Raw genomic sequence first — 20,203 nt, forward strand, 5'->3', positions numbered from 1 at the left:
ATGCGATAATTGGTGTTCATCATTATCAACGTCGGTTGCCACCGTTGAATCTTCTATGCCATTAGACGTATCTAACGCTTGGTGCTTGAGGCTTGGAAAGACGACCTTATCGGCAATTCCGGTAATGCCACCCTGGAAAAGAAAGGCAAAAACCGTTCCAATCCCATAGTATTCAATTCGATGTGTGATCAAAATCGCAATTATTCCAATAACAGTCGGTGGGATGTATGAAGCCCACATTGCTTCAGCGGCGTTCCCCTTAAAATACTTGAAACGTAGGATCTGCATTAGATCGTCATTTGGGTGTAAGACCAGGTTGACCCGTTGATAAATCGAAATTCCAATCGCAATAAATGCAACTCCGATAAAGTTGACCAGCACGTAAACGGTGATTAAGCCCAACGAACGGGCCTCCGGTAACTTGATAATCTCGGTCAAAAGGTCATAGAATACCTGAACTAACCAGGAAAACGGAATCATGAAAATCATGTTTCCAATGGCTCTGCCCCAGTCCCATTTTCCAAGCAAGAGTGCATTCAAAATGATGATGGCGACTCCGATCAGGACGAAAGTCCAAAAAAGATTCCAATGAATCGCAATACTAAAGTTGGTTTCGGCCGCCGTCCAGTACGCGGACCCCAAAAACTGGGGAACCACCTTGGCACTGGTGACCAACGTCAGAACGTTTCCAAGTGAATTGATGATGATTGAAATAATAAAATAAATAATCGAAGCACTCATCGAAATCGTTCGTGGTGTTTTCTTTGCAGTCATAACAATCACCACATTTTTTTATTTAAGTTCTGGGTTAACTGCGACAATCGACTTCCCCATCTTAGGGGTCGTGTGATTTAGAACTCCTTCAACTTCGTCAAGCTTTAAAATATTATCCTGGAACGGAGTGGTCTTAACGGCACCAGATGCCAGTAAAGCAATCGCATCTTCAAAGGCATGGGGATTAATAATCGATCCCTTAATCGTTAACTGTTTCTTAAAGACGTTGTAAGTATTCATTGAGAAGGTCTGATCAGGTTTACCGACTCCAAACATCAGCACTTGAGCACCCTTGTTGGTGTGCTCAGCAGCTTCTTCTTGAGTCTCAGGACGACCAACGGCTTCAACCACAAAGTCATAATTTTCTTTAATCGGGGTCTTCGTCGTGTTAATCACGTTGTCTAACTTTAATTCAGTCTTCAAACGGTCAAGCACCGAGTCGTCTAGGATCCCGGCTAAATCAATTCGTTGAATCCCGTAGTCACGCAGGATTTGAGCGAACAGACGAGCCATGAAACCATCACCAATGATTAAAGCGTGTTGGTAAGGGGTAATGTTCTCGGTAATCTTCATTGCGTGAACCACACAAGAGATTGGTTCAAGTGAACATGCAGCTTGAAGTGAGACTGAATCTGGTAACTTGTAAACCACTTTTTCAGGTGCTGTAAAGTATTGAGCAAGTCCACCATTACGAGTTACTCCAATGGCTGACAAGTTGTCACAGAGTTCATAACGACCAGTTCGACAATAGAAACACTTGTCACAATAAATATTGGGGTCAACGGCCACCCGATCACCCTTTTTAAATTCTTGGACGTTTTTACCAACGGCGGCAACAATCCCAGAATTTTCGTGACCTAACACGATTGGTGGGGTAGCGTCAGTGGAGCCTGGTAGTCCGTTGAACAGCCCATTATCAGTCCCACAGATTCCGGCATAGGCCGTTTCAACCAAAACTTCATCGTCTTTTGGAGTTGGAGTGTCAATCTGCTCCATCTTCATCTTTTGTTTGGCAGTCATTACTAAAGCATTCATTTTATCGTTCATAATAAATAGCCTCTTTTTATCATGTTAAATTTAGTATTAATTAATAGTAAGTAAAATAAGCGCTTGTTTTTATTTACACATTCAATATATACTCGGAATTTTAATAATGCAACCGCTTACACTATTGGCATGGCAATAAATAACAACTTCACAAGCACTTCTGAATCAGCAAATATACTAAGATCAATATTTCAAATCATTTTGATTCTCATTTTATTTTGAAATAAATTAACATAAATAATAATTTCACAATAATTGTTTTGATAAAACGAAATAAAAATGAAAATCACACGAATTGTTCGGAAATAAAATCACCCCCAAACCGCTAGAAGATGTCCTAGTGGTCCAGGGATGATTATCAAATTAAATTATTTAGATTAACTACATGATCAAAGTACTGTAATTCGGACTTATTATGAATGACAGAAATAATGGTACTATTTTTTAAATACTTTCCCATTAATTTATAGAACACACTAACCGATTGTGGATCAAGTCCACTACTACTTTCATCAAACAAAACCACTGATGGATCTTGAATAAACGTTCGCAAAATTAGGATTTTCTGTTGCTCACCACCGGAAAAATGACTCTTAAATTCTTTGGTAGAATAATTTTTCAAAGCATCATCTTTTGAAACCTTCTCTAACCCGATTTCGTCAAAAAGTTGATTAATTAAGTCAAATGATGTTTTATGATTTCCTGGATACGTTAAATTATCGGATAATGATCGATTAAATAACGGTGTGGCCTGACCAAGATACACGACATCGGTCGAGCTTTGAGCCGGAATTATAATTTCACCCCTTTGTGGCATTATCAATCCACCAATTATTTTTAACAACGTGCTTTTCCCTAAGCCATTATCACCAACAATCGCCGTCTTTTCACCCTTATGAATGTTTAATGACAAATGGCTAAAAATGTTTTTGCTATTACGATAACTAAATTTAATTTTTTTAACCCTCAACCAATCACTACCTGGGGCAAAAATTCTGCCTTCATGAACCGAACCCAAAACAGGATAGTGTAAATCGTCTAATCCTGACCGGATACGATCAAAAAGCTCAATCATCTCCAGATACTCGGACCCAAATTGACTCAAACTAATGATTGAATACACTAAAATTAAAAGTCCAGAAATACTGTAATCCTTGTTCTTACCAACAATGCTGATAAATACAATAATTCCGAAAGCCATCACCACAATGAATAACTGCTGGATAATCGCAGATCCATTAATTTTATTTTGTAATTTATAATAGATTCTTCTCTCATTATTTAGTAGGTTATTAAAAATACCGTTTTCGTAGCTTAAACTTCTTAGTGAATAAATTGTTTCTTTATTATTATAAAAATCCAAGATGTATTCATTCACTTTGGAAGTTTTACTTAAAGAGTCGCGGACATATTGCCGATTTCTTCCCGACAATTTAACGGAAAGTAAAATGTAGATGAGAAAGACAATTAAATATGCAATTCCAATCATTAAATTCATTTTAGCCAAAATAACGGTATATAAAGAAAGTAAGGCAACTCCCTTAATTCCTGCTGGCATCACTTCTTGAACCAACTTACGACATGAAAATGAAACTTCATCAATGTAGCTTTGGAGTTTGCCCACTTTTTCTGCTTGAAAGTACTTGTAACCACCCTTTTCGATGTTTGACCAGATCTCCTGTTTAGAATACTTACGGGTAGCCTGTAAAAAATAATTACTAACATAAGTGGTAATCGAAGGAATCATTAGCGTTAAAAACAATAAACAACTCGTAAAGATGACTTTCTTACCGTTTGAATTAATGATGTTACTTAGTAAATACGGTTGTAAATAGAAGATAGCATACGATACAAATAAAAATAAAAGGTAAATGATAATCTTCAAAATACCAATTCGATTAATCAAATGTTTAGCAAAATATTTCATCGGTCTGCTCCCAATAATTGTCGTTAATCTTCATGTAATTCAAATTAATTGAGACAATCATAGCACCATCAAAAAAGATGTTGAACTTAATGTTCAACATCTAAAAACAATCGTTTATAAAATCTATTCATTCTGGATCTCTTAACTTTTCCTCAAAACATTGATTATCATAGACCCAACAAAGAAAATTAATACAACTACATTTAAAACCATCATTAAATTACTATTCGACACAAAAGCCGCAATAAACCACAAAGTGAGAGCGGCAACAATCATTGATAAGAATTCCATGATAAAAATAAAAGTGGACATCATCTTACTACTAACGTAATGCTGAAATTCAATATTAAGTTGATACGAATAGACATTGAAGGGAATCTGTAAGAGCGTCAAAAAGACGACGGGCATAAAATCAAGCCTGAACACATTACACAATGCAAATAAAATCAGAATAAGTATTAGATTAATAACATAAGATATCTTTGAAATTTTGATGTGTTTTAACATCATATTTCCAATAATTGAAAAGAGTTGAAACAACACATACACAATTCCGAAGTAAGCTTTAGAGATGTGGTCTTGTAACAAGATAAACTGCCAATATTGATAGAACACTTGGGCAAACATCTGCAAAAAGCACATCAGTACAATGATTACTGATAATTTACTGTTACTTTTAAGACTTTTAAGTCCGCCTACCATTTGACTTAAGGTGATCCGATCTTCCATCTTGATGTTTACTTTTGGAATTAAGCCTTGAATTAGTATAAAGGCAAGCACAAATCCTAATAAAGACACAATGTATATGTTAATTCCGATGTAGTTATAAATGGTTGCACCTAGTCCGCCACCAATTAATCCACTAAACAAAATCGCATAGTTGTTTTTCACGTTGAATTTTTTGATACTACCGTCATGATTTTTAATGGTTTTGACAAAATAGGTGTCTAAAGACCCTGTCATGCCCGCTGATGACATCCCATACAAAAACCATGCCACGCTGATTAGCAGAAATGATTTGGTCATAAAAGTTAAAAAATAAGAAATAAAAATCAAAATTAGGGAAAGTTGGTACATGTTCTTCTCTGAAATAATATCTGAAACAATACCAGATGGAATCTCCATTATGAGAGTTGCAACCATAAAAATACTTTGAATGATAGATATTTGACTGATAGAAAATCCCTTATCCAACAGAATTACGGATAAGATCGCATGCGGGAGGACCCTGGAAAAATTATACATAAAGTTTCCGGTTAAAAAGCTTTTTATTTGAGTACTTAAAGCATCGATAGGATCTCCTCCAATCAATCAGATTCTAAAAAAAGGGAAGAATATTTCTTCCCCTTTTACAATTAAGTTAGCTCTATTAAACAACTTCCATTCTTATTGTTCAAATACTTTTACTATTTATCGCCCTCACAAGCTCCTTTGCCACTGCTTTTGGCGATTGCGGATTCTGTCCCGTAATTAAGCGTCCGTCTCTCACGACATGGCTTTTAAATGGTCGTACTTTTTCAAAATGGGCCCCGTGCTCTTTGGCAACTTTCTCATTTAAGAACGGCACTCTTTTATAGTTGCCACTTAAAACTTCTTCAGCAGTCGTAAAACCAGTAATCTTTTTATTAGAAATCAGATATTTCCCATCTGGCAACTTAATGTTAAGGATTCCCGCGATACCGTGACACACCGAACAGATGTATCCACCGTTATTATAGATTTCCAAACTGATTTTCTGTAACTGCGGGTCATCGGGGAAGTCCCACATCACGCCGTGTCCGCCGGTATAATAAATTGCCAAATAGTCTTTGGGGTCAATGTCAATTGGTTTCAGAGTGTTAGACAATCCGCGATTCTGATAGTCGCGATCTTGATACATCTTTAGAGTATCAGCCTCAACATACGACGACTTCATGCTTCTCGGATCAATCGGAATGTATGCCCCTTTTGGACTAAGATAGTCCACGTCGTATCCAGCCTTTCGAACTTCCACCACAAACTCAGCTGATTCACCCAACCACAGACCAGTCAGTCGATTACTCTTGGGGAAATTAGTCGTGTTAGTCTCGACCACTAAAATTTTTTTCATCGCAGTATCCTCCTATTTATCTTGACTCAGATATGGCACTAAAATTGCCTTCACTCTCTTAGCCAGTTCACCCTTATCAACCTGTTTGTCTGATAAAACTAGCTCTTCGATGATGCCATCAATTCCGTAGCAAATGAAGTCTAGTTCCGTTTGACTGATATCTTTAGTGACAAACTCCAGTTGTTCCCTGGTAAAATCGTTGAATTCTTTTCTGAACTGATACGAATCTTGACTTTTTAATAGATTACGAAAGAAGTTACGGTCCTGAGTGAAGAAATTAATCCAAAGTTCAATCTTTTCTTGAACTTTCGTGTCGTCGACATTCTGACAGGTCAACCTCAACTCTTTGAAATATGAATTCATAAAGTCCAAAACCAGCGCTGACTTGTCAGAATAGTGATCGTAAAAGGCTTTTCTCGTAATGTCGGCTTGATCGCAAATCATTTTCACCGAAATTTGATCTAAACTAGGTTTCCCCTGCAATAATTCACGAAAGCTGTCTTGAATGGCTTTTTGGGTTTTCCGAACTCTTCTGTCAATCTTTTTTTCCATTAATAATCACCTTTTTTTGAGTTCATAGTTGCAAATGCAACAGTTGTATTATAATATACTCGTGTAACTTAATCAACGAAACTTATATCATTTAGGAGGTAACTAATGAAAACAATCTTAATCACAGGAGCTAGCTCCGGAATGGGATATCAAACCGCTAAACGACTGGCAAACTCAGGTTATCAAGTTTTTGGGGCTGCCAGAAACACAGACGCAATGGAACCATTAAGGGCTTTCGGAGTTACTCCAATTATCATGGACGTTACCAACCAAGATTCGATGCAAAAAGGTGTTCATCAAGTTATTCAAACCGCCGGCAAGATTGACGTCTTAATTAACGGGGCCGGTTATGGTTCTTTTGGTGCCATCGAAAACGTCAGCGATGAAGAAGCCAAACGCCAATTCGACGTCAACGTCTTCGGGTTAGTTGCCTTAACGAAACTGGTTTTACCCTACATGGAAAAACAACACGCGGGCAAAATCATCAACATTTCTTCAATGGCGGGCCGGTTTAGTAGCCCACTCGCCGGCTGGTACTTCGCATCCAAACATGCACTTGAAACTTTAAGTGATTCACTTCGAATGGAAGTAAAAAGGTTTGGCATCCAGGTGGTCTTAATCGAACCGGGTGTCGTTAAAAGTAACTGGTCCAACATCGCTATGAACAAGCTAGTTAATTCATCTAAGGGAACCAAGTACGAAGCAGCCGCTAAAGAAATGGCCGAGAAAACTAATAAAATTTATGCTTCAAAATTAGCGTCACAACCCACTCTGATTGCCAAAACAATTCAAAAAGTCGTTTTAGCCAAAAAGCCCAGACCACGATATCTCATTGGGTTTGGTGCGAAGCCAACCGCTTTCTTCAATGCCGTTTTACCAACTCGACTGATGGATCGTTTGATCCCCAAATTTATGTAAGAGGTGCCTAATATGACTAACATCCCCAAACAAATGACCGCTCTGCAACTGCTAAAATACCGGACGCCCTTTGTAAAGGACACCATTTCCGTTCCTCAAATTAATGACAACGAGGTCTTGGTGTCAATCGCGGCCTCGTCACTTAACCCAATCGACTACACGATTCAATCCGGTAAGGTAAAAATCATCATGCCGTACAAGTTGCCAATTACCGTCGGAAACGACTTCTCTGGCACGATTGTCAAAATCGGTAAAAAGGTAACTAAATTCAAATTGGGTGACCAGGTGTACGGGCGTCCTGATGATTATCAAAGTGGCACTTTAACCGAATTTATCGCGATTGACGAGAACGACATCGCTAAAACGCCTAGTAACTTGAGTTTAGTTGACGCCAGTGCCGTTCCCCTAACCGGATTAACGAGCTACCAGGCTTTAATTGAAATTGGCAAACTGAAAAAGGGCCAAAAAGTCTTCATTCAAGCCGGATCTGGTGGCGTTGGTACCATGGCAATTCAGATTGCCAAAGCGCGAGGTGCCTTCGTTGCGACAACCACGAGTCAAAAGAACGTGGCGTTAATGCGCTCTTTAGGTGCCGATCAAGTGATTGATTATCATACGACGGATTTTTCCGAGGTGTTAAGTGATTACGACATTGCCTTTGACAGTCGTGGCGGTAAGACCCTCAAAGATACCTTTAAAATCTTAAAACCTGGTGGCAAGCTAATCACAATCAATGGAATTCCAACCTTTAAATTTGGAATGAAACATCATCTCGGCTGGTTTAAATCGATTTTGTTTGAGATTGCTAGTGGTCCCTTGCGACTTTTAGCCAAAAAACATCACGTTGAATACACCTTTTTCATCATGCATCCCAGTGGACCTCAACTGGATATTTTAACCCAGATGATTGAAGACCAGCAGTTAAGGCCGATTATTGACAAGGTCTTCCCGTTTAGTGACGTGCTAACGGGATATAAACTACTGGAATCACACCACGCTACTGGCAAGATAGTGATTGAGATGAGGTAAAACTATTTAACAAAAACCGTAAAAATAAAATGAAGTGCCAGATAAAGTTAAAATTCTATGTCTGGCACTTCATTTAATTTATTTAAATACATCAACAATTTCAGGAACAAACCATCCTATAAATCCTCCAAAAACGAACAACAGTCACCAATAATGAGAAATAAAATACCAAAAATTCAAAACCAATTAAGAGGTTCTAAATATATTAAAAAGTTTAATTAACAATAAAAAAAGAAAAACTATGTACTCTTATGTTCTTCAGTGTTACATGTGATACAATGTAATTAAGGAGATGATGTTGATGGAAAAAGTTAAAATCAGAAAACGCGGAAACTCAATTGGTATTAACTTCAATAGTGAGACTCAAAAAGAATATGGATTAGCTTTGGGACAAGAATACTTTCTAACTAAAGATCAACAGGGAGCACTTATGTTGGTCCCAAAAATAAAACAAATTTATGGCGACAAAAAATATGCCAACGGAAAACTTTACCAGTCTCCCATTAATAATAAAAGTCAACTAGAGGGACGTGAAATGATTTGAATAATCAATCGTATTGTCCAAATCAAGGAGACGTTGTTTGGATTGATTTTGATCCCAGTAGAGGAAACGAAATTAAAAAAAGACGTCCTGGCCTAGTAATCAGTACCAAAGCCTTTAATGACGCAACTCGTTTTGTTGTTGTTTGTCCAATTACGAGTACAATTCGGAACTATGCTGGTAATTTTAATTTAAATGGATACAAAACACATGGTCAGGTTATAACTAGTCAACTAGCAAGTTATGATTGGTCTAGTAACAGTGATAGAAATATTAAATTCATTGAAAAATTAACTCAATACGACTTACTAATCATAGAACAACTAGTAGGTCAGATCTTTAATTTCCCTAGCCAGGGATAAAACAAATAGTAATAAAAAACTGATACGCCACAAAAAGCCTCTAACTATCGAATTAGTTAGAGGCTTTGGCATTCATATTGTTAGTACTAACAGTATTATCAAATCATTCCACGTTTCAAAACGCTAAAACCAATTTCACTCTTAATCATGCCTTTTAATTGGTTTGGCCGGATCGCCTACGTAAGTTGAATTGGCAGGAACATCCTTATTGACAACCGAGCCAGCACCGATAATGGCATTCTCACCAATGGTAACACCTGGAAGGACAATGACACCAGTTCCAAGCCAAGCATTTTTGTGAATGTGAATGGCACCAGTAGTAATCAAATTCCGGTGGTCTGGTCGCGTATCATGGTTAAGCGTGATCAGTGAAACTCGTGGTCCAATCAAAACGTTTTCGTCGAGATAAATCCCACCAGCATCGTCAAAGAGACAATCGGTGTTAATTAAAACCCCTGGTTTTAGGAAAATGTTGCGACCAAAATCAGTCTGAAGTGGTGGAAAGACAATCACGTTTTCCGGTACTTCCCTGCCAGTAATTTTCGCCAAAATTTCCTGTTGTTTAACTGGATCTGGTTCACTGTTAAACTGTTTCAATAGTTCAGCATTTTTAAAATGAATATCAAAAGTTGGTTTAAATGACGGGTCACGAAAGTCAAACGTTCCACCGTTTAAGGCGGCTTTTAAAAGATCATCTTCTTGTGACATAGATATCTACCTCGATTTTTGTTTTTTAGAGTTATAAAGGCTCCTGTGACAATTGTATCATCATTATAATGAGAAACAGAAAATCACATAAATGCCTACCTATAATATCTAATAGCACTTTTTCTAATTTCGATACCATGCAGTTTTAGGCCAATTATGATGCTTCTTTTTTTGGCTTTTCCATGATGAACAATCTTTAACCCCATGTCCATATTCATTAAGTCCTTGACATTTTTCCATACTTGGAATTGATCCACATCCATAATCATGCGCATGCCAAGCACAATCACTACCAATAAAATCTCTAAATGCGTTAGCATGGTTTTTACCCCAGTATCTATGATCAGAATATTTTCCGTTAAAGCGATTGCAATGAACATGAGTCCCCCGTTTTACACGTTGTCCATTTTGTTGTCCTTTCCACCTTTTCAAAATACTTAAAGGAGTTCCATTTGAAATTCCAGTTTGGTTATTCATATGATCCATGTTTTCAATAAAATCAGAAAATTTAATGACTTTTAAGTTCGGATTATCAAACATTGGACTTTTAAGTGATCCAGAAGATTCTACTACTGAAGTCATAGGAAAACCAGACTGATCTGATGTTGGTAATAACATCTCAATTGTTATTTCATCATTATTGATTGTTTCTCTTATATTATAATATCTAGATACTTTGACAAAAACCTTAATTGTATCTGGACTAATATTAGATAACTTATATGTATCTCTTACTTCAACGTTACTTGATCTCGTATCCATCATTGACGATGCATTCACAGAATTAATATTACTAAAAACAACTAAAAGCACTGAGAAAATTGAAATTACAATAAATAAAATTAGCTTATCCGTTTTCATTTTATATTCTCCTAAAATTCTTTATATTTACATAAGTATTATATTACATAAATAACTTTTTGTGATAAAATATTATCACAAAAAATAATAAATTAAAGGGGGCCTACAAGATGAAAGCTAAAACAATTCTTATATCAACATCACTCACCATCATTTTATCGATTGGTTTTCTTGCTTTCGACCTTTTGTTTGCTGACCATGCAGCAGTGAGCATTCAAATGAGAGCAATAACTTTATCAAATACTAAAATTAAAAAGTTTAGCAAAAATTTAGCCACTTATAACTACATAAAACGCCATAAATATGAACCACTCAAAAATTTATCTGATGATCAAGGGTCAGTTAATCTTCATTATTATGTAGGATCAATTGGCAACAAAAGCATTGGCATTTATGGTTATCTAAACTATTCTGGGTTCAAAATTTTATTCCCACAATTTCAAGTGAAATACATAGAGCTAGAATAATCAAACTGAATAGATAATATTAACAATATTGGTTTTAAAATGAAAAAAATAAAATCAAAAACGTGGTAATTCAATTGGCATTAACTTCGATAGTAAGACAAAAAAGAGCCCACCAGCTTTAGCTGATAAGCTCAATCATCAGTTCACCACAAACTGGTGATTTGTGTATCTCTTACTATCAGTCATTATTCCAGTAATAATTAATTTATTAACTCATTTGATTGAAAAATTAATTGACTTTTTACTTAATAGGCAAACTACATAAAATTATTTTCTTTCATGTTATCCTAGCGATTAATCGCATCACAATCAATTCGTTCCTTATGCTCGCTCAGGTCTAATCCCTTAGCCTCTTCTTCTGGAGTAACTCGCATCTTCGTAACGTGCTTTAGCACTAACACAATCAAGAAAACCATGACGGTCACAAACACGATACTGAAACCAGTTGCCAGCAGCTGAATCCAAAACTGATGGAGTGAACCACCAGCGAAAATCCCGCTAAACTTCACCTGCGGATTGATTGCCTTACTAGCGAACAGTCCGGTCAAAAGACTACCAACGATTCCAGATACCCCATGACAACCGAACGCATCCAACGTATCGTCGACGTGCAAACGGGGCTTTAAGTATTTAATGAAGGTGTAACTACATAACGTGGCAATGATGCCAATCGCAATCGCACTGCCAATCCCGACAAACCCACAGGCCGGAGTGATGGCAACCAGGCCACACAAAGTTCCGGTACATGCGCCCATCAGGGATGGTGCGCCTAAGATAAAGACGTCTAAAATAATCCACGTTAACATCGAGGTTGCCGTGGCAATCGTGGTCGTTAGCATGGCCTGAAAAGCGATGTGATTAATGGCGAGTGCTGATCCACAGTTAAAACCGTACCAACCGAGCCACAAGATGACCGTTCCCAAAAAGACCCAGGTCAGATTATAAGCCTTGTCGTTTTTGCCGCGCTTGTGTCGTCCGAGCATGATGGCCAACACCAGAGCGGTAATCCCAGCGTTAATGTGAATGACCGTTCCACCAGCAAAGTCCAAGACTCCCATCTGTTGTAAAAAGCCTGCACCCCACACGATGTGAACGAGTGGATAGTAAATCAAGATACACCATGCAATCGTGAACAGGATTAAGAACTTAAACTTCATCCGGCCAACGATCCCGCCAATCCAAAGGGCTGGCGTGATGATGGCAAACATCATCTGAAACAGCATGTATGAACCGTTGGAGATGGGACCGGCAGTTGCTGGAGCGGTAAAGTTGAAATTATGTAACATGAAATCATGCAGCCCACCGATAACGTTGAAGTAGTTCCCCGAAAATGAGAGCGAGTAGCCAATGATGACCCACAAAAGAACGGGAATGCTGCACATGATGAAGACCGACATCAGGGTGTTCACCACGTTTTTTCTTGAAACCATCCCGGCGTAGAAAAACGCCAGCCCCGGTGTCATGAAGAACACCAAAATCGTACAGATAAATACAAAAACCTCGTTTGCTGCCATGTAAGTCACGCCCGTTCATCAATTTAGTATACTAATAGTCTAGGCTTTAATTTTCATTTGAACAGGTTTGATGTCTCAATATGTGACATGAAAGACGGAAAAGTTTCATCAAGTCGCCTTTCTTGACGTTTACGCCATATGAGGGTTTACCATTTACCTGTATTAAGAAGGGAGTTGTTATGATGTCTGTTAAAGATAAAGTTGTAGTTATCACCGGTGGCTCTTCTGGAATGGGAGAAGCTACCGCTAAGTTGGCCCTCAAAAGAGGTGCCAAAGTGGTCGTTGGATCACGAAATGAAGAAAAATTAGAACGAATGGCCGATGAAGTTGACCATCCCGAAAACTTTGCCTATCAACAAACTGACGTTACGAAAAAAGACGAAGTGCAGTCCTTAGTCGACTTAGCCATCAAAAAGTTTGGCAAGCTCGATGTAATTTATAACAACGCTGGAATCATGCCGCAGGGAATGGTTGACGATCCAGCTAAATTGAGCGAATGGCAGGATATTTTAAACACCAATATCATGGGAGTATTAAACGGGATTGTGGCCGCGGTTCCTCAAATGAAGAAACAGGGTCACGGCTTAATCATGGCCACCGATTCGGTCGCTGGTCACGTGGTTTACCCTGGTTCAGCCGTTTACAATGGTTCCAAGTATGCCGTCAAAGCCATCATGGAAGGCCTGCGTCAGGAACAACACCAAAACGGCATCAAGACCGGGATTGTGTCACCCGGTGCCGTTGATACCAACCTGATGTCAACCGTTCACGACGATCAAATCCAAAAGAGTATTGAACAAAATAACAACACTAAGTATGGCTGGTTAGAACCTGATGACATCGCAGAAATTGCCGTCTTCATGATGAGTCAACCAGAAAATGTTGACATTAACGAAGTCCTGGTTCGCCCAACCGACCAAAACATCTAATAAAACTTTGATTTGACTCCTACTCAATGAGTAGGAGTTTTTTGTCACAGAATCTTAATCAATTTTAGAACCCATTTACTTGAATCAGGATTAAATTTAGCGTTAAATGATCTCGTATCGGAAGTCATAAGTTGGAAGAGGGGTTTTATTATGACAATCGAAAATAAAGTTGTAGTTATCACCGGTGGTAGTTCTGGGATGGGAGCTGCCACCGCCAAGTTAGCTTTGTCTCGGGGCGCCAAAGTGGTCGTGGGTGCTAGAAACGGGGAACAACTTGAAGAGCTTTCCACCGAAGTTGATAATCCAAAAAACTTTTCTTACAAAATTACGGATGTCACTAAGAAAGAAGACGTTCAGGAACTGACCGGCATGGCAATCGACAAGTACGGTCAACTAGACGTCATGTATAACAACGCTGGCATCATGCCACAGGGGCCTGTCGACGACCCGGATCGGTTAGCCGATTGGAAGAAAACCATCGACACCAACATCATGGGAGTCTTGAACGGAATCGTGGCCGCCGTTCCCCAAATGAAACAACAGGGTCAAGGTTTAATCATGGCCACTGATTCGGTTGCTGGTCACGTGGTTTACCCTAATTCCGCCGTTTATAATGGTTCCAAATACGCCGTCAAAGCCATCATGGAGGGTCTCCGTCAGGAACAACACCAAAATGGAATTCGGACTGGGATTGTCTCACCCGGCTTTGTCGACACGAACCTGATGGACACCATCAACGATGATAAGATTAAAAAACAGATTGAAGCTGGCAAACATGGTTGGTTGAGTCCCGAAAACATCGCGGAAATCGCGGTTTTCATGATGAGTCAACCAGAAAACGTTGATATTAACGAAGTCTTGGTTCGTCCAACCGACCAGGATGTTTAAATAAATATAGGTCCCTCAGTAGCTAGTGAGGGACCTTTTTGTTTTGTTACTCAGCAACTCTTTTAAAGAAACCACGGTAAAAGAAAAGAATCAAAAACGTTGAAATCAGTGTAATTGCGAGAAATACAAATGCATAAGCAAGTGAGTTGGACAGGATGTGACCCATGATGAAACTCCCCACCGGCATCGCAATGTTCAAGCAGAAAAACAAGACCGAAAAGACCTTGCCAATTAGTTCCTTATCAACGTTAATTTGAATAAACGTTTGACTAATCACGCCATAGCGCAAAAGAACAACGTTTGCGAAGAACGATAACGCATAAACCGAATAAATATTCTGGAAAATAAAATTCTCAATTAAAATTAGAAGCAAGATAAATATCAGGAAGAATTCACTTTTAAGATTATTAGTCGATTTGAAGAATTTAAGCGAAAAAGCTCCGAATATCCCACCAATGGCTTCCGCACTAATCACCGTTCCGTAGAGTGATTGAAGATCCAAGTTCTTTGACACAAAGACGGGAAAGAAAACGTTTAGTTCCGATGAAAAGAGAGACAGTAAAATACCAAGTAAAACAATAATTTGTAAATTAGAATTATTTAACAAATATTTGATCGCAATGGCGTATCTGTTCTTGGTATGACCGGAAGATTGATAGTGAACCAATTTCAATAAACACAAAAATGCGATTACAAAGGATGCTGCATTGATAGCAAGCGCCCCAATGATGTTTAAATACGAATGGGTAAATAAGTATGTACTAACAGCTGGAACAACCACCGTCGCAACCTGCCCCGCAATTGAGATGGATTGATTAAACTTAGGAATCCGGTCGGTTTGAATGTACTGACTAATCGCTTTCTTCATCAACGGCGACAATAAAAATCCGTTAAAGTTCAGGACAAACAAAAACAAATTAACGACCCAAATACTGGGCTTGACTCCACCAAGGGAAGAAAGGTACACAATGTTTAAAACCGAAAACAAAAATGAAAGTAATTCGGACACTAGTATCGCTTTTCCCATATACTTTGAATCCGCTATATAACCACCAAAGAAACTAGCCACAAAGTTCGCCGTACTAGCAATTGCCAGACTAGTTCCTAACGTGGCAGACGAGTGAAACACATTCAAAATCCATAGATCAATCAGGGTATTAAAAACCAAGTCCCCAATTTGAGAAAAAAGTCTTGAAGAAAACAATTTAAATTCCAAGATAATTCACTCCTATCCTTTTAATTTGTGTTATGATACGAAAAATCAAAATTATGTTGGCCCCATGTTACATTTTTAATTTAAAATTGCAAGAATAAATGTGAAGTCAATAGCATTTTAAAGGATAGTGAAACCAATGAACGTAGTAATCTTAGCGCCAATTAGTAATCAATTTATGAACTACTTTGATGCCGTTAAAAACGATCAAGATAATCAATATTTAATTTTTATTTTGAAACGCCATCGCAATAACTATCCAGCCCAGTTGCCCACTAATATCAAAATTATCGAACTAGCTAACTGGAACGAAACGTACATTGATTACGAAATGCAACAGCACTTTCAAAATCAAATTGATGTCATCTTTGCATACTCTGAAGAAGAAATTGAATTTGCTGCAAAGATGAGAAAGAAATATAACGTGCCAGGACAGACCGTTAGGAGTGCTAAGGAATTTAGAGATAAACTAACGATGATCGAAACGGCGCAAAAATCTGGGGTCAAAGTTCCAAGTTTTAAACCAATCAATTCGGTCAATGACTTAATTAATGCTTCAAAACAATTCGGTTTTCCCCTTATCGTGAAACCACGTGATGGCATGGGATCGATGAATTCTTACAAAATTCAAAACAAACAACAGTTGATGAAAATTGCCAAAGAACAGAACCTTACTAACTTTATTGCGGAAGAATATATGGACTGGGATTTGTATCACGTTGACGGAATGATATTGAATAATCAACTCGTTTATTTAATTCCATCCAAATACTTTCACAATTTACTTGAATTTCATCATGGCACTTCAACTGGTAGTGTACAGATTGATCCCAATACCAATATCTATCGACAAATTCATGATTTTACCGTTCAACTATTGAGTGCCTTTGAAAAACCAAACAATTTTCTGTTTCATCTGGAGGTTTTTGCCAATGGGAAAGACATTTGTTTTCTTGAAATTGGTTCGCGTCTTGGCGGCGGACGCATTCTTCCAGAAATTCAAAACGAATTTCATTTTAATCCAATTCAAGAACTGCTTAAGGCTGACATTTCTGAAGATCAAAGTCACGTTGTTAACCACTCATTTACAACCAAAAACATCAGGGGATTTGTCTTAACCAGTCCTGAAAGCGGCAAGTTACTGCAATATCCTCAAAAAATTCCATTTAAAAACGTTTATGACGTTATCCCCTTCGGCAAAATCGGCCGGATTTATGACAACGCTCATAGTAGTGTTGATGCCATCGTTGGTGTATCAGTCGTTGGAAAAAATCCAGAAGATGTTCAAAGGGAACTGACTAAAATCGATCAGTGGGTTAAACAAAATACGCTTTATCAAAAATAATCACTCATCTACTAAATGAGTGATTTTTCATATAAAAAAAGAAGTAACCATCAAGTTACTTCTTTTAAATAATTATTTAGGTTCAATCTGCACCGTGGCACTCACCGGTCCGTCCGCTAACATTGGTGGCATGTACGGACTTCCAGCGTACTTTCGTTTATATTCGTCACTAACGGCATTTTTGATTTTGTCACTGTCATCAGCTTTAACGAAATTAACCTCGTAATCTTGGTTCGCTAGGTGAATCCGTCCAGCACCCTGCTTCATGGCTGACTTGTACCAGCTGGAATTCTGACCGTTAGCGGCCCGAACGTATAACTTTCCGTTTACCACAACCGACCAAATCCAGGTTGGCGTTCCGTAGGTCACCCCATCATCATAAAACGGTGAAACGTGCATATCATCAGCTTTTGAAAATGCATCTAATTGTTCTTTCGTCCAATCTTTTGCCATTCTTAAGCCTCCTCAACTAATCATTATCAACAATCAATAACGATTTAATGGCTTCCCGCTTATCCATAGCAGCGTAAGCATCCTTGACGTGATCTAAATCAAATTCCTTGGTAAAGACTTTTCCGGGATTAATCTTGCCGTCAAGAACCGCCTTCAACAATACATCACGGTCGTAGGTGGTAACGGGCGCAATGCCGCCACGCAAACCGGTGTTGTTGTAAAAAAGTTTGTTGGTATTCATGTCAGCCTTTTGGGGAATTCCCACTCGGCCAACGACAGCACCTGGTCTAGCAACCTTAGTTGCCGTATCCACCGACTGCTCGGTTCCAACACATTCAAGGATGGCATCAGCACCAGCACCGTCGGTTAGTTCCATCACGTGCTTCACCGCTTCATCCCCACGTTCTGGGACAATGTCAGTGGCGCCAAATTCTTTGGCTAACTTTTGGCGGTCCTCGTGACGACTCATGGCAATGATTCGTTTTGCGCCACGCAACTTGGCCGCAATCACACCACAAAGGCCGACGGCCCCGTCACCCATGACGACAACGGTGTCACCGTCCTTCACTTCGGCGCTGGCAGCCGCATGATAACCCGTTGCCATGACGTCAGAAAGGGTAACCAGTGACTTCAACATTTCGTCTGAATAGTCCGATGGTTGACCCGGAATCTTGACGAGTCCCCAGTTCGCGTTGATGTATCTGAAGTACTGAGCTTGATAACCAATGTTGGCGCCTTTCTCCTGGTTCATACAGTTACCGTCAAAGCCCGCCAAACAAGCGGCACAGTGACCACAACCATGGGTAAATGGGGCAATCACAAAGTCTCCGGGTTGAACGTCCTTGACGTCTGATCCAACTGAATCCACAATTCCAATGGCTTCGTGGCCCACAAAGGTATCGCGTTTTCGTTCGTCAATGCCACGATACCACCAGAGGTCAGAACCACAAACGCTGGCCCGTACCACCTTAATAATGGCGTCGGTTGGCTTTTCAATCTTAGGTTTAGGCGTGTCCACGAGTTCGACATCACCCGGTCTGATAAATTCAGTTGCTTTCATTTTAATTCCTCACATTCATTTAACTAAGCTTTTCGATTAATTCCTAAACTTTCTCTTACATCCAACTGGTCATCTTGAAGCAAGCGGGTCGCTAAATCAGCAATACTGGCAACGGCTACCCGATTGCCGCTAACATCTTGACCTTTATAGGTAATCTCGTACTGACTACTGCCATTATCAAACCATCCCGGTCGAATTAACGTGTAATCTAAATCAGAACCTTCAATCACATCGGCCGCCTCTCGATACGGTGCCAGTCGTGGATTGTTCTTCAGGTTCCCACTTGCCGAGATTTCTTCAGGGACTTCATTATAAATACCCATTGACGTAATGAAGACCAGGCGTTTGACGTTTTCATCATCCATGGCGGCCACAATGTTCCTGGCCATTTCCGGTAAGTTGCCACTAAGCGCCACAAACACTTCGTCCTGACCATGCACAACTTTTTCAAGGTCAGATAAATCATTTACGTCGCCACTTACGGCTCGTTCATGATCATCATCACTAAACTTTTGACCTGCACTTCTTGAAAAGAGTGTCAAAAAATCATCGGTCTTTTCCAACAGGTTCTTTTCAACCTCTTGACCGACGTTTCCGGTCGCTCCAATAATTAAAATTTTCTTCATGAATTATGCCTTTCACATTCTCATTACTTAACGAAGTTTTGAATGGTCTTTGGATCACGGTGGTCAAAGAACTGGCTTTCACCCTTATCTAACTTGGCGATCTCCTTCATATCATCGTCACTTAATTCAAAGTCGAAGATATCGATGTTTTCTTCCATCCGATTCTTATGAGTTGATTTAGCCAGGGTCACGATTCCACGTTGAAATTCCCAACGTAAGATGACCTGACCAACACTCTTTTTGTACTTAGCACCAATTGCTTTCAGGGTTTCGTTATTAAAGATAGCGTGTTTGCCCTCCGCAAATGGAGCCCATGCTTCTGGACGAACATCAAATGATTCCAGATAGTCGACGGCGGTCTTTTGTTGTTCCCACGGATTAATCTCAATCTGGTTGATGGCGGGCTTAACGTCGTTAAATAATGCCAAATTGGTAATCTGATCATCGTAGAAATTGGAAACCCCAATGGACTTAATTTTGCCCGCTTTTTGAAGTTCTTCAAGGGCCCGCCATGAACCAAAGGTGTCGCCGTAAGGCTGGTGAATCAGGTATAAATCAAGGTAATCCAGTCCCAATTTTTTGAGGCTGGTCTCAAACATTTTCATGGTTTTGTCGTAACCACTGTCAGTGAACCAGACCTTAGAGGTGACAAATAAATCCTCGCGTTTTACGCCAGACTTCTTCAGCCCCCGACCCACGGCTTCCTCGTTTTGGTAGTATTGAGCCGTATCGATTAAACGATAACCCGATGCGATGGCGTCGATGACCGATTGTTCGGCCTCTTCGGGGTTGGTGATTTGAAAGGTCCCAAAACCAGTTGCGGGCATTTGGTTGCCGTCATTTAATGTAAAGTATTCCATGATAACTCTCCTTATTTGTTATTTATTAACTACCTCATAA

At 39.2% G+C, this 20,203-nt stretch carries 21 protein-coding genes and 1 pseudogene; 8 read left to right on the forward strand and 14 right to left on the reverse strand.

Going from position 1 to position 20,203, the window contains the following annotated elements:
* Positions 1-51: 51 nt before the first annotated feature.
* The 6 genes and pseudogenes from AC6UDA_RS00210 to AC6UDA_RS00235 all read right to left on the reverse strand — a co-directional run.
* A pseudogene (locus AC6UDA_RS00210) lies at positions 52-774 on the reverse strand (DUF6198 family protein); the annotation flags it as partial.
* A gap of 18 nt (positions 775-792) precedes the next feature.
* The gene (locus AC6UDA_RS00215; protein WP_500694283.1) at positions 793-1,809 is read right to left on the reverse strand and encodes a zinc-dependent alcohol dehydrogenase family protein; all 1,017 of its coding nucleotides are present in this window, start codon (positions 1,807-1,809) and stop codon (positions 793-795) included.
* Between the two features lie 370 nt (positions 1,810-2,179).
* Positions 2,180-3,748 carry an ATP-binding cassette domain-containing protein gene (locus AC6UDA_RS00220; RefSeq protein ID WP_500710270.1) on the reverse strand — a complete coding sequence of 523 codons (1,569 nt, stop codon included), beginning with the start codon at positions 3,746-3,748 and terminating at the stop codon, positions 2,180-2,182.
* 141 nt (positions 3,749-3,889) lie between these two features.
* Positions 3,890-4,993 carry an MFS transporter gene (locus tag AC6UDA_RS00225; RefSeq protein ID WP_500710859.1) on the reverse strand — a complete coding sequence of 368 codons (1,104 nt, stop codon included), beginning with the start codon at positions 4,991-4,993 and terminating at the stop codon, positions 3,890-3,892.
* A gap of 148 nt (positions 4,994-5,141) precedes the next feature.
* On the reverse strand, positions 5,142-5,837 hold the full coding sequence (locus AC6UDA_RS00230) for a type 1 glutamine amidotransferase domain-containing protein (protein WP_500710272.1): 696 nt from the start codon (positions 5,835-5,837) through the stop codon (positions 5,142-5,144).
* Positions 5,838-5,849: 12 nt separating this feature from the next.
* Complete coding sequence (locus tag AC6UDA_RS00235; RefSeq protein ID WP_500710275.1) at positions 5,850-6,389, reverse strand: TetR/AcrR family transcriptional regulator; 540 nt, start codon at positions 6,387-6,389, stop codon at positions 5,850-5,852.
* Between the two features lie 105 nt (positions 6,390-6,494).
* On the opposite strand from AC6UDA_RS00235, the gene AC6UDA_RS00240 reads away from it, so the two are divergent.
* The 4 genes from AC6UDA_RS00240 (at position 6,495) to AC6UDA_RS00255 (ending at position 9,239) form a co-directional block, all read left to right on the forward strand.
* Positions 6,495-7,307, forward strand: a complete 813-nt coding sequence (locus AC6UDA_RS00240; protein ID WP_500710277.1) for an oxidoreductase — start codon at positions 6,495-6,497, stop codon at positions 7,305-7,307.
* A 12-nt stretch (positions 7,308-7,319) separates the two neighbouring features.
* Entirely contained in the window at positions 7,320-8,336 is a 1,017-nt protein-coding gene (locus AC6UDA_RS00245) for an NADP-dependent oxidoreductase (RefSeq protein ID WP_500710279.1), read from the forward strand.
* Between the two features lie 301 nt (positions 8,337-8,637).
* Positions 8,638-8,880, forward strand: a complete 243-nt coding sequence (locus AC6UDA_RS00250) for a hypothetical protein (protein WP_500694239.1) — start codon at positions 8,638-8,640, stop codon at positions 8,878-8,880.
* Positions 8,877-9,239: a type II toxin-antitoxin system PemK/MazF family toxin gene (locus AC6UDA_RS00255; RefSeq protein ID WP_500699733.1), complete on the forward strand. Its 363-nt coding sequence runs from the start codon at positions 8,877-8,879 to the stop codon at positions 9,237-9,239. The genes AC6UDA_RS00250 and AC6UDA_RS00255 overlap by 4 nt, the downstream gene beginning before the upstream one ends.
* A 141-nt stretch (positions 9,240-9,380) precedes the next feature.
* Here AC6UDA_RS00255 and AC6UDA_RS00260 read toward each other — a convergent pair whose 3' ends face one another.
* Both AC6UDA_RS00260 and AC6UDA_RS00265 read right to left on the reverse strand, forming a co-directional pair.
* The gene (locus tag AC6UDA_RS00260) at positions 9,381-9,947 is read right to left on the reverse strand and encodes an LbetaH domain-containing protein (protein ID WP_500710282.1); all 567 of its coding nucleotides are present in this window, start codon (positions 9,945-9,947) and stop codon (positions 9,381-9,383) included.
* 123 nt (positions 9,948-10,070) lie between these two features.
* Positions 10,071-10,808, reverse strand: coding sequence for a hypothetical protein (locus AC6UDA_RS00265; RefSeq protein ID WP_500710284.1), 738 nt, complete (start codon positions 10,806-10,808; stop codon positions 10,071-10,073).
* Between the two features lie 110 nt (positions 10,809-10,918).
* Between AC6UDA_RS00265 and AC6UDA_RS00270 the strand changes: the two genes are divergently transcribed.
* Positions 10,919-11,275: a hypothetical protein gene (locus AC6UDA_RS00270; RefSeq protein WP_500710286.1), complete on the forward strand. Its 357-nt coding sequence runs from the start codon at positions 10,919-10,921 to the stop codon at positions 11,273-11,275.
* 287 nt (positions 11,276-11,562) lie between these two features.
* On the opposite strand, the gene AC6UDA_RS00275 is transcribed toward AC6UDA_RS00270, so the two are convergent.
* Positions 11,563-12,789, reverse strand: coding sequence for an ammonium transporter (locus AC6UDA_RS00275; protein ID WP_500710288.1), 1,227 nt, complete (start codon positions 12,787-12,789; stop codon positions 11,563-11,565).
* A 182-nt stretch (positions 12,790-12,971) separates the two neighbouring features.
* Between AC6UDA_RS00275 and AC6UDA_RS00280 the strand changes: the two genes are divergently transcribed.
* Together AC6UDA_RS00280 and AC6UDA_RS00285 are read left to right on the forward strand one after the other, a co-directional pair.
* Complete coding sequence (locus AC6UDA_RS00280; RefSeq protein WP_500710290.1) at positions 12,972-13,718, forward strand: SDR family oxidoreductase; 747 nt, start codon at positions 12,972-12,974, stop codon at positions 13,716-13,718.
* Positions 13,719-13,868: 150 nt separating this feature from the next.
* Positions 13,869-14,606 (forward strand): SDR family oxidoreductase, encoded by a 738-nt coding sequence (locus tag AC6UDA_RS00285; RefSeq protein ID WP_500710292.1) that lies wholly within the window; start codon positions 13,869-13,871, stop codon positions 14,604-14,606.
* Between the two features lie 46 nt (positions 14,607-14,652).
* Here the strand turns inward: AC6UDA_RS00285 and AC6UDA_RS00290 are convergent, their stop codons facing one another.
* On the reverse strand, positions 14,653-15,822 hold the full coding sequence (locus tag AC6UDA_RS00290) for an MFS transporter (RefSeq protein ID WP_500710297.1): 1,170 nt from the start codon (positions 15,820-15,822) through the stop codon (positions 14,653-14,655).
* Positions 15,823-15,958: 136 nt separating this feature from the next.
* On the opposite strand from AC6UDA_RS00290, the gene AC6UDA_RS00295 reads away from it, so the two are divergent.
* Positions 15,959-17,164: an ATP-grasp domain-containing protein gene (locus AC6UDA_RS00295; protein ID WP_500710299.1), complete on the forward strand. Its 1,206-nt coding sequence runs from the start codon at positions 15,959-15,961 to the stop codon at positions 17,162-17,164.
* 72 nt (positions 17,165-17,236) lie between these two features.
* On the opposite strand, the gene AC6UDA_RS00300 is transcribed toward AC6UDA_RS00295, so the two are convergent.
* From AC6UDA_RS00300 to AC6UDA_RS00315, 4 genes are read right to left on the reverse strand one after another with little or no spacing between them, the layout of a single operon-like run.
* On the reverse strand, positions 17,237-17,617 hold the full coding sequence (locus tag AC6UDA_RS00300) for a DUF2255 family protein (RefSeq protein ID WP_500709349.1): 381 nt from the start codon (positions 17,615-17,617) through the stop codon (positions 17,237-17,239).
* A gap of 16 nt (positions 17,618-17,633) precedes the next feature.
* Positions 17,634-18,677 (reverse strand): zinc-dependent alcohol dehydrogenase family protein, encoded by a 1,044-nt coding sequence (locus AC6UDA_RS00305; protein WP_500710301.1) that lies wholly within the window; start codon positions 18,675-18,677, stop codon positions 17,634-17,636.
* Between the two features lie 23 nt (positions 18,678-18,700).
* Positions 18,701-19,303: an NAD(P)H-binding protein gene (locus AC6UDA_RS00310; RefSeq protein WP_500710303.1), complete on the reverse strand. Its 603-nt coding sequence runs from the start codon at positions 19,301-19,303 to the stop codon at positions 18,701-18,703.
* Between the two features lie 23 nt (positions 19,304-19,326).
* Positions 19,327-20,163, reverse strand: coding sequence for an aldo/keto reductase (locus AC6UDA_RS00315; protein ID WP_500710305.1), 837 nt, complete (start codon positions 20,161-20,163; stop codon positions 19,327-19,329).
* Between the last annotated feature and the right edge of the window lie 40 nt (positions 20,164-20,203).

The organism is Fructilactobacillus sp. X8R4C1 (assembly GCF_059900905.1).